General features: G+C 74.2%; 3 protein-coding genes. All 3 read left to right on the plus strand.

The genetic code is table 11. The features are described from left to right. A partial coding sequence (locus IE244_RS40870; RefSeq protein WP_191878650.1) for a type I polyketide synthase occupies nt 1–4,371 on the plus strand: 4,371 nt, incomplete at its 5' end. Between the two features lie 72 nt (nt 4,372–4,443). Next, entirely contained in the window at nt 4,444–15,264 is a 10,821-nt protein-coding gene (locus tag IE244_RS40875; RefSeq protein ID WP_191878651.1) for a type I polyketide synthase, read from the plus strand. A gap of 32 nt (nt 15,265–15,296) precedes the next feature. Continuing rightward, the coding region (locus tag IE244_RS40880) for a type I polyketide synthase (protein WP_191878652.1) at nt 15,297–17,082 on the plus strand (1,786 nt) is incomplete at its 3' end.

Genomic DNA, 17,082 nt, shown 5'->3' on the forward strand with positions numbered 1-17,082 from the left:
CCGATCGAGGCGCAGGCGTTGATCGCCACGTATGGGCAGGAGCGGTCGCAGGACCGGCCGTTGTGGCTGGGTTCGCTGAAGTCGAACATCGGTCATGCCCAGGCCGCCGCGGGTGTCGGTGGTGTGATCAAGATGGTGATGGCGATGCGGCACGGTGTGCTGCCGCGGACCTTGCACGTGGACGAGCCGACGCCGCACGTGGACTGGTCGGCCGGTGACGTCCGGCTGCTGACCGAGGCCATGGAGTGGCCGGAGACCGATCACCCGCGCCGAGCTGCGGTGTCCTCCTTCGGCATCAGCGGCACCAACGCCCATGTGATCGTCGAACAGGCCCCCGCTTCCGTGGAGTTGCCGCCCACGCCCGAGCCCGGCGCGGTCGTACCGTGGGTGCTGTCGGGCAGGACGGAGACGGCGCTGCGGGCACAGGCGGAGCGCCTGCTGTCCCTGACCCCGGACACGGACCTGCAGCCGGCCGACATCGGCTTCTCACTCGCGACCACACGCTCGGCCATGGACCACCGGGCCGCCGTGGTGGGGGAGAACCGGGACGAACTCCTGGCAGGGCTCCGCGCGCTGGCCGCGGGTTCCCCGTCCCCACGGGTCGTCCTCGGCGAACCCGGCACCGCCGGCAAGATCGGCTTTCTGTTCTCGGGTCAGGGTTCGCAGCGGATCGGCATGGGGCGTGAGCTGTACGCGGCGTACCCCGTCTTCGCCGATGCGTACGACGAGGTGTGCGCACTCCTGGACGCGCCCGTCGATGTGGACTCGGAGGAGTTGAACCAGACGGGTTCGACGCAGCCGGCGTTGTTCGCGGTCGAGGTGGCGTTGTTCCGGTTGCTGGAGTCGTGGGGTGTGCGGCCGGATTACGTGGCCGGTCACTCGGTGGGTGAGATCGCGGCCGCGCATGTGGCGGGTGTGCTGTCGCTGGAGGACGCGGCGAAGCTGGTGTCGGCGCGTGCGGCGTTGATGCAGGCGTTGCCCGCGGGCGGCGCGATGCTGGCGGTCCAGGCGACCGAGGACGAGGTGCTGCCGCATCTGTCCGAGGGGGTCGGTGTCGCGGCGATCAACGGTCCCCAGTCGGTTGTGGTCTCCGGCGCCGAAGAGGCGGTTGTCGCCGTCGGTGAAGTCTTCCGTGAGCGGGGTCGTAAGACGTCCCGGTTGAGGGTCAGTCATGCGTTCCATTCGCCGTTGATGGATCCCATGCTGGAGGAGTTCGCGGAGGCCGTCAGCGGTCTGGTCTTCAACGAGCCGCGGATCCCGGTGGTCTCCAACCTGACGGGAGAGCTGGCCGAGCCGTACACGCCCGAGTACTGGGTCCGGCACGTGCGTGAAGCGGTCCGTTTCGCCGACGGCGTCCAGACCCTGCACGAGCTGGGCGTGACGACCTTCGTGGAGATCGGCCCCGGTGGCGTCCTCAGCGCCCTCGCCCAGGGCTGCCTCGACGGCGATATCGTCACCGTCCCCGTGGTACGGACCGACCGTCCCGAGCCGGAGGCCGTCGTCACCGCGCTCGCCGAACTGCACGCCCATGGTGTGTCGCCGGACTGGCAGGCGCTCTTCCCGGGCGCCCGCCGCGTCGACCTGCCGACCTACGCCTTCCAGTACGAGCGCTTCTGGCTGGAGGTGCCCGAGGAGTTCACCGGCGGAGCCGCCGCCACCGGACTCGGGCTGGGAGCGGCGGAGCACCCGTTGGCCGGTGCGACGCTCGCGTTGCCCGGCGCCGGCGGGTTCCTGGTCACCGGGCGGCTCTCGCTCAGGACGCACCCCTGGCTCGCCGACCACACGGTCATGGACAGCGTGCTGCTGCCGGGCACCGCGCTCGTGGAGCTGGCGGTGCGCGCGGGCGACGAGGCCGGTTGTGCCCAGGTCGAGGACCTGACGCTGGAAGCACCGCTGATCGTCCCGGACCGCGGCGGTGTGGCCGTTCAGGTGTGGGTCGGGGCCGAGGAGGAGCCGGGCAGGCGCGCGCTGAGCGTGCACTCGCGACGGGAGGACGCCCCGGATGACGCGCCGTGGGTGCGGCACGCGGTCGGCTTCCTGACGGACGCGCTGCCCGAGCCGCCGCACGGCACGGACCTGGGCGCGTGGCCGCCGGCGGACGCGGAGGCCGTCGACCTGACCGGGTTCTACGAGAGCCTGGACGAGCTCGGCCTGGGCTACGGCCCGGTCTTCCGCGGGCTGCGGTCGGTGTGGCGCAGCGGGGACGACGTCCTTGCCGAGGTCGCTCTCCCGACGGGCACGGAGGCGGCTGCGTTCGCCGTTCATCCGGCGCTGCTGGACGCGGCGCTCCACGCGATCGGCGCGGGCGGGCTCGTCCCCGTCGTCGACGGGCCGCTGCTGCCCTTCGCCTGGTCCGGAGTGGGGGTGCGTGCCGTCGGGGCGACGGCGCTGCGGGTCAAGGTCTCCCGCACGGGTACGGACGCGGTGTCGCTGACCGTGGCCGACGCCTCGGGTGGTCTGGTGGCCACGGCCGGTTCACTGTCGCTGCGGCCGGTGTCGCGCGAGCAGCTCCTCGCGGCGGGCGGCTCCGGCAGCCGAGCCGACGACTCGCTGTTCGGCCTCGCATGGCAGCCCGCGGACCTCACGGAGGCGGACGCCGCCGGGTTCGACGTACGGAGCTACGCGGACCTGGCCGCCCTGTCCGCCGAGCCGGCCCTTCCCGACGCGTCGGTGGTCACGGTCGTTCCGTGCCCGGCGGGGTCCGGTGCGGAGACCGCCGACCGTGTGCACGGCACCACGAGTGAGGTGCTGGCGTTGGTGCAGTGGTGGTTGGCGCAGGAGCGTGCGGGGCGTCTGGTGTTGGTGACGCGTCCGGGGGATCTGGCGCATGCCGCGGTGTGGGGGTTGGTGCGCTCCGCGCAGTCGGAGAATCCGGACCGGATCGTGCTGGTGGAGGCCGAGGACACCGATGAGGCGGTTCGTGTGCTGCCCGCCGTGCTCGCTTGCGGTGAGCCGCAGTTCGCGGTTCGCGACGGAGAGGTCTTCGTACCGCGCCTGGTGAAGACCACCGGGACCGCCGCCGACGATGCCGATCTGCCGGACCTCGCCGGAGGCACGGTCCTTGTGACCGGCGCGTCCGGGTCGCTGGGCACGCTCGTCGCACGGCACCTGGTGTCCGAGCACAAGGTGCGCCGGCTCCTGCTGGCGAGCCGACGGGGCGCGGACGCCCCCGGTGCGGCCGAGCTGGAGGCCGAACTGGCCACATGGGGTGCCGAGGCCACCTGGGCGGCCTGCGACATCGCGGACCGGGAGGCCGTCTCCGCAATGCTGGACGGGCTGGGCGAGCATGAGCTGTCGGCCGTCGTGCACACCGCGGGTGTTCTCGACGACGGGGTCGTCGCCTCGCTCACCCCGGAGAGGCTGAGGGAGGTCTTCCGCCCCAAGGTGGACGCCGTGCTGAACCTGCACGCGTGCACCCGGGACAGGGGCCTGGCCGCCTTCGTGGTGTTCTCGTCCGTCGCCGGCCTGGTCGGCAGCGCCGGCCAGGCGAGCTACGCGGCGGCGAATTCCTTCCTCGACGCCTTCGCGGCGCAGCTGCGCCGGGCGGGGCTGCCCGCCACATCGCTGGCCTGGGGTGTGTGGGAGCGGTCCGGGGCGATGACGGACGGTCTCGCCGAGGCCGACCGGGCGCGGATGGCGCGCAGCGGTGTGCTGCCGTTGCCGCCGGAGGAGGGGCTCCGGCTGTTCGACGCGGCACTGGCCGCGGACGAGGCGGTGCTCGCCCCGGTCCGGATCGACACCGGCGCGCTGCGCGCCGGTGAGGCACCGCCGGTGCTGCGCGCCCTCGTGCCGGCCGCGGCCACCCGGAGGACCGCGCAGGCCGCCGCTCCCTCCGCGTCCTCGCTGGCCGAGCGCCTGGAGGGGCTGTCGGAGGCCGAGCGGGAGAAGACCGTGCTGGACCTGGTCCGGGCCGAGGCGGCCGCGGTCCTGGCGCACGCGTCGGACCGTACGGTCCGGCCGGAACACGCCTTCCAGGACCTGGGCTTCGACTCCCTCATGGCCGTCGAACTGCGCAACCGGCTGAACAAGGCCACCGGGCTGCGGCTCCCCGCCACGCTGGTCTTCGACTATCCGACACCCGCTTTGCTCGCCCGGCACATCCTCACGGAAACGGCGGGGGCGGCCGAACCGGCCCTAGTGGATTCCCTACTTGCCGACTTGGACAGGATCGAACAAGAATTGGTCACGAAGTTGTCAGAGAGTGAAGCTCGCGACCGGATCCTGTCGAAGCTCCAGGCCGTATTGGCGATCGCCGGTGAAACCGGCGACGCATCGGCCCAGGAAAGCCCTGGTATGGGCGGCAGCAATCTGGAATCGGCCACGGACGACGAGGTATTCGATCTGCTCGGCAAGGAATTCGGGATTTCCTGACCGCTCCGGCGCGTCCCGATGACCCCCTTGCCGCATTCCGGTAAGTCTTCGCAGGGGTGAGGGACGATTTCGGTGGCGAACGAGGACAAGCTCCGCTATTTCCTGAAGCGAGTCACCGCAGATCTCCAGGAGACCCGGCGGCGCCTTCGTGACCACGAGGACGCCGCCGGGGAGCCGGTGGCCATCATCGGGATGAGCTGCCGCTACCCGGGCGGCGTCGACTCGCCCGAGGACCTGTGGGAGTTGGTCGCCTCCGGCCGCGACACGGTCTCGGAGTTCCCCACCGACCGCGGCTGGGACCTGGACGCGCTCTACGACCCGGACCCGGAGTCCCGCGGGACCAGCTACGCCCGCGAGGGCGCGTTCCTGCGCGACCTGGCGCGGTTCGACGCCGGTCTCTTCGGGATCTCGCCCCGCGAGGCGCTCGCCATGGACCCCCAGCAGCGGCTGCTGCTGGAGACGTCGTGGGAGCTCTTCGAGCGGGCCGGCATCGACGCCGCCTCGCTGGCGGGCAGCAGGACCGGTGTGTTCGCCGGCGTGATGAACCACGAGTTCCTCGCCACCCTCCAGAACTCACCCGAGGACCTGGAAGGCTATCTGGGCACGGGCACCTCGGGCAGCGTCGCCTCCGGCCGGGTGGCCTACACCTTCGGCCTCGAAGGTCCGGCTGTCACCGTCGACACGGCCTGCTCGTCGTCCCTGGTGGCCCTGCACCTGGCCGTCCAGTCGCTGCGGAGCGGCGAGTGCTCGCTGGCCGTGGCGGGCGGTGTCACCGCGATGGTCGGCCCCGCCACCTTCGTAGGCTTCAGCCGCCAGCGCGGTCTGGCCCCCGACGGCCGCTGCAAGGCGTTCGCGGCCGGTGCCGACGGGACCGGCTGGGGCGAGGGCGCCGGCCTGCTGCTCGTGGAACGCCTCTCGGACGCCCGCCGCAACGGACACGAGGTCCTCGCGGTCATCCGGGGCTCCGCCGTCAACCAGGACGGCGCGTCCAACGGCCTGACCGCCCCCAACGGCCCCTCCCAGCAGCGGGTGATCCGCCAGGCCCTCGCCGCCGCCCGGCTGACCACCGCACAGGTCGACGCGGTGGAGGCGCACGGCACGGGCACCCGGCTCGGCGACCCGATCGAGGCGCAGGCGCTCCTCGCGACGTACGGGCAGGGCCGTACCGAGGACGAGCCGCTGTGGCTGGGCTCGATCAAGTCCAACATCGGCCACACCCAGGCCGCCGCCGGTGTGGCGGGCGTCATCAAGATGGTCATGGCCATGCGCCACGGCGAACTGCCGCGCACACTGCACGTCGACGCGCCGTCCCCGCACGTCGACTGGTCGGCGGGCGCCGTACGGCTGCTCACCGAGCGCACGCCCTGGCCGGCGTCGGACCGGCCGCGCCGCGCCGGCATCTCCTCCTTCGGGATCAGCGGCACCAACGCGCACACGATCATCGAGGAAGCCCCGTCGGCCGAAGCGTACGCACCGGACGCCGAGGCCCCGCAAGCACCGGAGGAAGGTGAGGAGAGCGCCGGGGCCGTCGCCCCGGAGGCCGCGCGCCCGGCCGAGGGCGGACCGGTGCCGTGGGTGATCTCCGGCAAGACCGAGGAGGCCCTGCGCGCCCAGGCCGAACGCCTGCTGTCCCGCGCTGACGCTGAACTCTCCCCGTTCGACGTGGCGTTCTCGCTCGCCACGACCCGTACGGCCCTGGAGCACCGAGCGGTGGTCCAGGGCGAGACATGGGCGGAACTCGCCGAGGGGCTGCGGGCCGTGGCCTCCGGCTCCCCGGCGCCGGGTGTCGCGCGCGGCCTCTCGGGCACCGGTGGGCGCGTCGGGTTCCTCTTCTCCGGCCAGGGATCACAGCGCCTGGGCATGGGGCGCGAGCTGTACGCGTCGTACCCGGTGTTCGCCGCCGCGTACGACGAGGTGTGTGCGCACCTCGACGCCGCGGTCGACGTCGACTCGGAGGAACTGCACCGCACGGGCGCCGCCCAGCCGGCGCTCTTCGCGGTCGAGGTGGCGTTGTTCCGGCTGTTGGAGTCGTGGGGTGTGCGGCCGGATTACGTGGCCGGTCACTCGGTGGGTGAGATCGCGGCCGCGCATGTGGCCGGGGTGTTGTCGCTGGCGGACGCGGCGAAGCTGGTGTCGGCGCGTGCGGCGTTGATGCAGGCGCTGCCCGCGGGTGGTGCGATGCTGGCGGTCCAGGCGACCGAGGACGAGGTCCTTCCCCACCTGACCGACGGGGTCGGTGTCGCGGCGATCAACGGTCCCCGGTCCGTCGTGGTCTCCGGCGCCGAGGACGCCGTACTGGAGATCGCCGGAATCTTCACCCGGCAGGGCCGCAAGACCTCCCGGTTGAAGGTCAGTCACGCGTTCCACTCGCCGCTGATGGATCCCATGCTGGAGGAGTTCGCCCAGGTCGTCCGCGGGCTGACCTTCGAGAAGCCGCGGATCCCGGTGGTCTCCAACCTCACCGGCCGGCCGGCCGAGCCGTACACCCCGGAGTACTGGGTCCGGCACGTCCGCGAGGCGGTCCGCTTCGCCGACGGAGTCCGGGCCCTCCACGACCTGGGCGTGACCACGTTCGTCGAGATCGGCCCGGGCGGCGTGCTGAGCGCCCTCGCCCAAGGGTGCCTGGACGACGACGGTACGGACAGCGTCACCGTGCCCGCGCTGCGCGCCGACCGTTCCGAGCGGGCCGCCCTCCTCGCCGCCGTCTCCGAACTGCACGCGCACGGCGTCTCCCCGGACTGGCACGCCTTCTTCCCCGGCGCCCGCCGCGTCGACCTGCCCACCTACGCCTTCCAGTACGAGCGCTACTGGCTCGACACGTCACCGGCCGCTCCCGGTGACGTCCGCGCCGCCGGCCTGGGGTCGGCCGACCACCCGCTGCTGGGTGCCGCCGTCTCCCTGGCCGGCGGCGACGAGCGGCTGCTGACCGGCCGGCTGTCCCTGCGCACGCACCCGTGGCTGAACGACCACGCCGTGCTCGAAAGCGTGCTGCTCCCGGGCACCGCGTTCGTCGAACTCGCCGTGCGCGCCGCCGACGAAGCCGGCTGCGACCTGCTGGAGGACCTCACCCTCGAAGCGCCCCTGGTGATGCCCGAGCACGGCGGCGTCGCGGTTCAGGTGTGGGTCGGCGCGGCCGACGGCACCGGCCGCAGACCGCTGACCGTGCACGCGCGGCCCGAGGACGACGCCGACCAGCCGTGGGTTCGCCACGCGACCGGCTTCGTCACCGAAGGGACCGGGGAAGCGGGCGCCGCGGCCGCCGGGCGGGCGCTGACGGCGTGGCCGCCGGCCGGCTCCGAACCCGTCGACCTCGACGGCTTCTACGACCGGCTGGCCGCCCTCGGCCTGGCCTACGGACCGGCGTTCCGCGGACTGCGCGGCGCCTGGCGCGCGGGCGGGGAAGTCTTCGCCGAGATCGCGCTCCCCGACGGCACGGACACCGGTTCCTTCCTCCTGCACCCGGCGCTGCTGGACGCGGCGCTGCACGCGATCGCGGCCGGCTCCCTCGTGGCCGGGGCGGACGGGCCGCTCCTGCCGTTCGCCTGGTCCGGGGTGTCGGTGCGCGCCACGGGAGCGTCCACCGTACGGGTCAGGCTGGCGCCTGCCGGCACGGACGCGGTGTCCCTGCTGGTGGCCGACGGCGCCGGCGAACCGGTGGCGTCCGTCGAGTCGCTGACACTGCGTCCGATGTCGGCCGAGCAGCTCCGCAAGCGCTCCGGTGACACGCTGTTCACCATCGAGCCGGCGCCGCTGACCCTGCCCTCCGGCGACCTGCCCTCCGGCGACGCGGAGGGGACGGCGGTCGTGTACGTCCCGGACATCGCCGCACTCGCCGGGGCCGACGGGTCGGCGCGGCCGGACGTGGTCGTGGTCCCGTGCCCCGACGGCCCGGAAGCGGCGACTGGGGCCGAGCGGGTCCGCGCGGTCACCACCGAGGTGCTGGGGCTGGTGCAGCGCTGGTGCGCCGAGGACCGGACCTCGCGTCTCGTGCTGGTGGCGCGCTGTGACGACCTCGCGCACGGCGCGGCGGGCGGACTGGTGCGCTCGGCCCAGGCGGAGAACCCCGGCCGGATCGTGCTGCTCGAAACCGACCGCCCGGCCGAGGCTGCCGCGCTCGTGCCCGGCGTCGTGCGGTCCGGCGAGCCCCACGTCGTCGTCCGCGAAGGGCAGGTCAGCGCACCGCGCCTGGCCCGCGCCGCCTCCCCGGCATCGCGAGACGCGGCCACCGGCCCCGCGGACGGGGCGGCCCCCGCGCTCGCCGCGGCCGTCGGCTCCGGCCTCGGCACCGTGCTGCTCACCGGCGCCTCCGGCGCCCTCGGCGGGACCCTCGCGCGTCACCTGGTGGCCGGACACGGCGTGCGCCGGCTGCTGCTCGTCAGCCGCCGTGGCCCACAGGCCCCGGGCGCCGCGGAGCTGAGGGACGAACTCGCGGCGCTCGGCGCCGAAGCGACGTGGGCCGCCTGCGACCTCGCCGACCGGGACGCCCTCGCCCGGCTGCTGGCCGCCAACCCGATCGACTGCGTCGTGCACACCGCCGGTGTGCTCGACGACGGCGTGATCGCCGCACTGACCCCGGAGCGCATGGCCGCCGTCCTCGCGCCCAAGGCCGACGCCGTGCTCCACCTGGACGAACTCACCGACGCGAACACGACGTTCGTACTGTTCTCCTCCGCCGCGGGCGTCTTCGGCAACCCCGGCCAGGGCAACTACGCCGCGGCCAACGCCTTCCTCGACGCCTTCGCCCGGCACCGCCGCGCCCAGGGGCGGCCCACGGTCTCGCTGGCGTGGGGCCTGTGGGAGCAGGAGGGCGCCATGGCCGACGCCCTGGACGACGCGGACAGGGCGCGGATGGCACGCTCCGGCGTCCTGCCGCTGTCCACCGAGGACGGCCTGCGGCTGTTCGACGCGGCGCTCGCCTCCGACCAACCCGTGCTCGTACCGGTCCGCCTCGACACCTCCGCCCTGCGCAACCGGGCGGCGGGATCCGTACCGGCCCTGCTGCGCGGACTCGTCCGCGTCCCCCTGCGCGGCACCGCCCAGCGCGCCGCCACCGGATCCCTGGCCGAACGCCTCGCCGGGCTGGCCGGAGACGAGCGCGACGAGGCCCTCCTGGAACTCGTACGGGCCGAGGTCGCCGCCGTGCTCGGGCACTCCTCGCCCCGGGCCGTCCAGCCCGCGCACGCCTTCCAGGACCTGGGCTTCGACTCGCTGACGGCCGTGGAGCTGCGCAACCGGCTGTCCACCGCCACCGGCCTGCGCCTGCCCGCCACCCTCGTCTTCGACCACCCCACCCCCTCCGCCCTCGCCCGGCACATCGGCACCGAACTCCTCGGCGAGCTCCCGGCCGCCACGGCCGGGGCCGCGACGCGGCCCTCCACGGGCTCCGCCGACGAGCCGATCGCCATCGTCGGCATGAGCTGCCGGCTGCCGGGCGGAGTGCGCTCGCCGGAGGACCTGTGGCGGCTGGTGGCCTCCGGCCGGGACGGCATCTCCCGGTTCCCGGACGACCGGGGCTGGGACGTCGACGGGCTCTACGACCCCGACCCCGAGCGCCTCGGCAAGACCTACGCCCGCGACGGCGGCTTCCTGCACGGGGCAGCCGAGTTCGACGCCGGCTTCTTCGGCATCAGCCCCCGCGAGGCCCTGGCGATGGACCCGCAGCAACGGCTGCTGCTGGAGGCGTCGTGGGAGGCGTTCGAACGCGCCGGGATCGACCCGGCGACGCTCCGGGGCAGCCGCACCGGCGTCTTCACCGGCCTGATGTACCACGACTACGGCCAGGGCCCGCGCGAACTGCCCGAGGGCGTCGAGGGCCTGCTCACCACCGGAGGCTCCGGCAGCGTCGCCTCCGGGCGCGTGTCCTACACCTTCGGCCTGGAGGGCCCCGCCGTCACGATCGACACGGCCTGCTCCTCGTCGCTCGTCGCCCTGCACCTGGCCGTCCAGGCCCTGCGGAGCGGCGAGTGCACGATGGCGCTGGCCGGTGGCGTCACGGTGATGGCAAGCCCGACGGTCTTCGTGGAGTTCAGCCGCCAGCGCGGTCTGGCGCCCGACGGCCGCTGCAAGGCGTTCGCGGCCGGTGCCGACGGCACGGGCTGGGGCGAAGGCGTCGGCATGCTCCTGGTGGAGCGCCTCAGCGACGCCGAGCGCAACGGGCACCGCGTGCTGGCCGTCGTGCGGGGGAGCGCGGTGAACCAGGACGGCGCGTCCAACGGTCTGACCGCGCCCAACGGACCCTCGCAGCAGCGGGTGATCCGGCAGGCGCTGGCGTCCGCCGGGCTCACACCGGCCGACGTGGACGCCGTCGAGGCCCACGGCACGGGGACGAAGCTGGGCGACCCGATCGAGGCGCAGGCGCTCCTCGCCACCTACGGGCAGGAACGGCCCGAAGGACAGCCGCTGTGGCTGGGCTCGCTGAAGTCCAACATCGGCCACACGCAGGCCGCCGCGGGCGTCGCCGGAGTGATCAAGATGGTCATGGCCATGCGCCACGGAGTCCTCCCGCGGACCCTGCACGTCGACGAGCCGACCCCGCACGTGGACTGGTCGGCCGGAGACGTCCGCCTGCTGACCGAGGCCGTCGACTGGCCGGAGACCGAGCGTCCGCGCCGGGCGGCCGTGTCGTCCTTCGGCGTCAGCGGTACCAACGCCCACACCATCATCGAGCAGGCCCCCGCGACCGAGGAACCGCCGCCGGCGTCCGGCTCCCGCGCGGCCGTGCCCTGGGTGCTCTCCGGCAGGACCGAAGCAGCGCTGCGGGCGCAGGCCGCCCGCCTCGCGTCCTTCCTGCACGACAACGACGGCGACGACAACGGCAGGGGCGGTGACGGCACGGCGGCCTGGTCGGCCGACACGGCCTACTCGCTGGCCACGACCAGGGCGGCCTTCGAACACCGCGCCGTGGCGGTCGCGCAGACCCCCGAGGAGCTCCGGCAGGCACTGGCCGCTTTCGCCGGCGGTGCCGCGCCGCGCGGCGTGGTGAGCGGTACCGCACGCACCGCCGGCAAGACCGTCTTCGTCTTCCCCGGGCAGGGGGCGCAGTGGGTGGGCATGGCCGCCGAACTGCTGGCGACCTCCCCGGTCTTCCGCGACCGGATCGAGGCCTGCGAGCGCGCCCTGGCACCACACGTGGACTGGTCGCTGACCGCGGTGCTGCGCGGCACGTCCGACGTCGAGCAGGACCGGGTCGACGTGCTGCAACCCGTGCTGTGGGCGATGACGATCGCCCTGGCCGAGCTGTGGCGCTCCTTCGGAGTGACCCCCCACGCGGTCGTCGGACACTCCCAGGGAGAAGTCTCCGCGGCCGTGATCGCCGGAGCGGTCGGCCTGGAGGACGGGGCGCGCATCGTGGTCCGGCGCAGCCTCGCGGTGCGCGAACTCCAGGGCCGCGGCGGTATGGCCTCGGTGACGCTCCCGGACGAGGAGGCGCGGGAACTGATCGGCCGGTGGGCCGGCCGCCTCGGCATCGGCGCCGTGAACGGGCCCGGGACCGTCGTGGTCTCCGGGGACACCGACGCCCTGGACGAACTGCTCGCGCACTGCGCACAGGAGGGCATCCAGGCCCGCAGGGTCGCCGTCGACTACGCCGCGCACTCGCCGCAGATCGAACGCGTCGAAGCCCAGGCGCGTGAGGGCTTCGTCGGCATCAGCCCGCTCTCCGGCTCCGTGCCCTTCTACTCCACGGTGACGGGCGGGAAGCTGGACCCGGACGAGCTCGGCTCCGGCTACTGGTACCGCAACATGCGGCAGACGGTGCGGTTCCACGACGCGATCCGGGCCGCTCTGGCCGACGGACACGACGTGTTCATCGAAGTCAGCCCGCACCCGGTCCAGTTGGCCGGCATCCAGGACACCATCGAGGCCGCCGGGGCGGACGCCGCGGTCGTACCGACGCTGCGCCGCCGCGACGGCGGACCAGACCGGCTGATGCTGTCCCTGGCCCAGGCACATGTGCACGGCGTCGGCATCGACTGGGACGCCGTCCTGCCGGGTGCGCGCCGCGTCGACCTCCCGACCTACGCGTTCCAGCACGAACGGTACTGGCTGGAGACGGGCGCCCCGGCCGGCGACGTACGAGCGGCCGGGCTGGACACCGCCCACCACCCGTTCCTGGGCGCGGCGGTGGAGCTGCCGGACGCCGGCGGCCACCTGCTGACCGGGCTGCTGTCCCTGCGGGCCCAGCCCTGGCTGGCCGACCACGCGGTGCTGGGCACGGTGCTGCTGCCGGGCACGGCCTTCGTGGAACTGGCCGCGCACGCCGCGGCCGAGACCGGCTGCGACCTGGTCGAGGAGCTCACCCTGCAGGCACCGCTGGTGCTGCCCGAGCACGTCGGCGTCGCGCTCCAGGTCCTCGTGGGCGCCCAGGACGACTCCGGCCGCCGCCCGCTGAGCGTGCACTCGCGAGCCGGGGACGGCCCCTGGATCCGTAACGCCACCGGCACCCTCGCCACCGGCGCAACCCCCTCCGGCACCGACCTGAGCAGCTGGCCCCCGGCCGACGCCCAGCCGGTGGACCTGGACGGCTTCTACGACCGTCTGGCGGACCTCGGGCTGAGCTACGGCCCCCTCTTCCAGGGGTTGCGCGCCGCCTGGCGCGGGTCCGACGCGGTCTACGCCGAACTCGCCGTCACCGACGAGACGCAGGCGGACGCGGGCGGGTTCGGCGTGCACCCGGCCCTGCTCGACTCCGCCCTGCACGCACTGGGCGCGGGCGGCCTCGTACCGGCCGCCGACGGGCCCCTGCTGCCCTTCGCATGGTCCCGCGTCACGCTGCACGGCACCGGAGCGACCGGCCTGCGGGTACGGCTCGCGCAGGCCGGCGGGGACACCGTACGGCTGGAGGCCGCCGACGGCACGGGCCGCCCGATCGTGTCGGTCGAGTCCTTGACGCTGCGTCCGGTGTCGGCCGAGCAACTGCGCACGGGCGCCCGGGACTCCCTGTTCACGGTGGAGTGGGCACCGCTCGCCGCCCCGGCCGACGCGCACGTCCCGGCCGTACGGGCCTACGACGACATCGCCGCCCTCCTCGCCGCCCCCGCAGCGGAGACCGGGGCGCAGGCGGACGCGGACGCCGTCGTCGTCCCCTGCCCGGCCGGGTCGGGCACCGACGCCGGACGGGTCCGGGACGTCCTCGCCGAGGTGCTGCGGCTGCTGCGGTGGTGGCTGGCCGAGGACCGGGCCCCCCGCCTGGTGCTGGTGACCCGGGGCGCGGTCGCCGCCGGCGACGACCCGGCGGCGGGCGACCCCGTGCAGGCGGCCGTGTGGGGCCTGGTCCGGTCGGCACAGTCGGAGAACCCGGACCGCATCGTCCTCCTCGACGCCGACGGGAACGCCGGCGGGATCCCTGACGGAAGCGCCGACGGGAACGCCGGAGGGACCGCCGCTGGGAATCCCGACCGAAGCGCCGGCGGGAACGCCTATGGGAATCCCGACGGAAGCGCCGGCGAGGAGTGGATCGCGGCGACGGTCGTCCCCCGGCTCATCGCCTCCGGGGAGCCGCAGGCGGCACTGCGCGGCGACGCGCTCCTGCTGCCCCGGCTCGCCAGGCCCGCCGCCGACGCCCCGCGGGCCACCCCGGACTTCGGGACCGGCACGGTGCTCCTGACCGGCGCGTCCGGCGCCCTGGGCGGACTCGTCGCCCGGCACCTCGTCGCCGAGCACGGCGTACGCAGCCTGCTGCTGATGAGCCGGCGCGGCGCGGACGCCGAGGGTGCGGCCGAGCTCCGCGCGGAACTGACCGCCGCGGGTGCCGAGGTGAGCTGGGCGGCCTGCGACGTGGCCGACCGGGACGCCCTCGCCGAAGTGCTGTCGGATACGCCGGTGACGGCCGTGGTCCACACGGCCGGCGTTCTCGACGACGGCGTGATCGGTTCGCTCACCCCGGAGCGCCTGGAGACCGTGCTGCGCCCCAAGGTCGACGCGGTGCTGAACCTGCACGAGCTGGCGGGCGACGTCTCGGCGTTCGTGGTCTTCTCCTCCCTCGCCGGTACGCTCGGCACCCCCGGCCAGGCCAACTACGCCGCGGCCAACGCCTTCCTGGACGCCTTCGCCGGGCACCGCCGGGCCCAGGGGCTGCCCGCGGTGTCGCTGCCGTGGGGCCTGTGGCAGCGCACCGGCACCATGACCGGGGACCTCGGCGGCGCCGACCGCACCCGGCTCGCCCGCGGCGGTGTGCTGCCGCTGTCCGACGAGGACGGCCTGGAACTCCTCGACGCCGCGCTCGCGCTGCGGGAGCCCCTGGTGGTGGCGGCACGGCTGGACCTCGCCGCCCTGCGGAACGCGACCGCCCCGGTGCCGCCGTTGCTCAGGGCGCTCGTCGGTGGCCGGCAGCGGCGCATGGACCGGGCGGCCCCCGTGCCGCTGGCGCAGCGGATCGCGGGCCTGCCCGAGGGCGAGCGCGAGGAGGCCGTACTGGACCTCGTCCGGTCCGAGGTCGCCGCCGTCCTCGGACACAGCTCGGCCAAGGCCGTCCAACCCGACCAGGCCTTCGGTGACCTGGGCTTCGACTCGCTGACCGCGGTGGAGCTCCGCAACCGGATGAACAGGGCCACCGGCCTGCGACTGCCCGCGACGCTCGTCTTCGACCACCCGACGCCCGCGGCGCTCGCGCAGCGGGTGCTGAAGGACCTCCCTGGTGGCACGGCCCAGACGGCGCCGGTCTTCGACGAGCTCGACCGCCTCGCCGCCGCCCTCGACGGCGCCGGAGCGGACGGCGTCGACAACATCACCCGAACCAAGATCAACATGCGTCTCCAGGCGCTGCTCGCCCGCTGGAACGGGAACGAGCCGGCCGATCCAGGAGACGCGGGCGGAGCCGAGAACGAGGACGACCTCAGCTCGGCGAGCGACGAGGAGCTGTACGACCTCCTCGACGACGAACTCGGCATCTCCTGAACTGCGCAGGCCAAAGGGGGCGGACAACACCGATGACGAACGAAGACAAGCTCCGGGAGTACCTCAGGCGGGCCACCGCCGACCTGCGCCAGGCCCGGCGGCGCGTGCGCGAGCTGGAGGCCCGCGACCAGGAGCCGATCGCCATCGTGGGCATGAGCTGCCGGTTCCCCGGCGGCGTCGGCTCCCCCGAGGAGCTGTGGCGGCTGCTGGCCGAGGGCACGGACGCCATCTCGCAGTTCCCCGAGGACCGCGGCTGGGACGTCGACGCGCTCTACGACCCCGACCCCGAGCGGCCCGGCAAGGTCTACACCCGGCAGGGCGGCTTCCTCCGCGACGCGGCGGACTTCGACGCGGACTTCTTCGGGATCTCGCCGCGCGAGGCACTGGCCATGGACCCGCAGCAGCGGCTGCTGCTGGAGACCGCCTGGGAGGCCTTCGAACACGCGGGCATCGACCCCGCCGGCCTCAAGGGCAGCCGCACCGGCGTCTTCACCGGCCTGATGTACCACGACTACGGCTTCACGCCCGGCGCCCTCCCCGAAGGCGTCGAGGGGCTGATGAGCACCGGCAACTCCGGCAGCGTCGCCTCCGGGCGCATCGCCTACACCTTCGGCTTCGAGGGCCCCGCGGTGACCGTCGACACCGCCTGCTCGTCCTCGCTCGTCGCCCTGCACCTCGCCGTGCGGGCGCTGCGGGGCGGCGAGTGCTCCATGGCGCTCGCCGGCGGCGTGACCGTCATGGCGGCCCCGAGCGCGTTCGTCGAGTTCAGCCGCCAGCGCGGGCTGGCCCCCGACGGCCGCTGCAAGTCCTTCGCGGCGGCCGCGGACGGCGCGTCCTGGTCCGAAGGCGCCGGCCTGCTCCTCGTGGAGCGGCTGCGGGACGCCCGCAGGCTCGGCCACAAGGTCCTCGCGGTCGTCCGGGGCAGCGCCGTCAACCAGGACGGCGCGTCCAACGGCCTGACCGCGCCGAACGGCCCCTCGCAGCAGCGCGTGATCCTCGAAGCGCTGGCCGGCGCCCAGTTGTCCGCCGAGGAGGTCGACGCCGTCGAAGCGCACGGCACGGGCACGAACCTCGGCGACCCGATCGAGGCGCAGGCGCTGCTCGCGACCTACGGCCAGCAGCGCGAACGGCCGCTCCTCCTCGGCTCGCTGAAGTCCAACCTCGGCCACACACAGGCCGCCGCGGGCGTCGCGGGCGTGATGAAGATGGTGCTGGCGATGCAGCACGGCCTGCTGCCGCAGACGCTCCATGTCGACCGGCCGACCCCGCAGGTCGACTGGACGGCCGGCTCGGTCGAGCTGCTGACCGAGGCGACCGCCTGGCCGGAGACCGACCACCCCCGCCGAGCCGGGATCTCCTCGTTCGGGATCAGCGGCACCAACGCGCACATCATCCTTGAGCAGGCGCCCGAACCGGAGCCGGAGGACCCGGCCGGGGAACTGAGGCCGGCCCGGACCACCGTGGTGCCGTGGGTCCTCTCCGCGAAGAGCGGGGACGCGCTGCGGGAGCAGGCCCGACGACTGCTGTCGTCCGTGGACCTCACGGCCGCGTCACCGGCCGACGTCGGCTTCTCACTGGCGGCCACCCGCTCGGCGCTGGAGCACCGGGCGGCGGTCGTCGGCGCCGACGCGGAAGAGCTGCGTGCGGGGCTGACCGCCCTCGCGGCCGGGGAACCGGCGGCGAACGTCGTCGCCGGACGCGTTCACTCGGCGGGCAAGGTCGGGTTCCTGTTCTCGGGTCAGGGTTCGCAGCGGCTGGGGATGGGGCGCGAACTCTACGACACGTTCCCGGTGTTCGCGGCGGCGTATGACGAGGTGT

The sequence above is a fragment of the Streptomyces filipinensis genome (assembly GCF_014649495.1).
Lineage (GTDB): Bacteria > Actinomycetota > Actinomycetes > Streptomycetales > Streptomycetaceae > Streptomyces > Streptomyces filipinensis.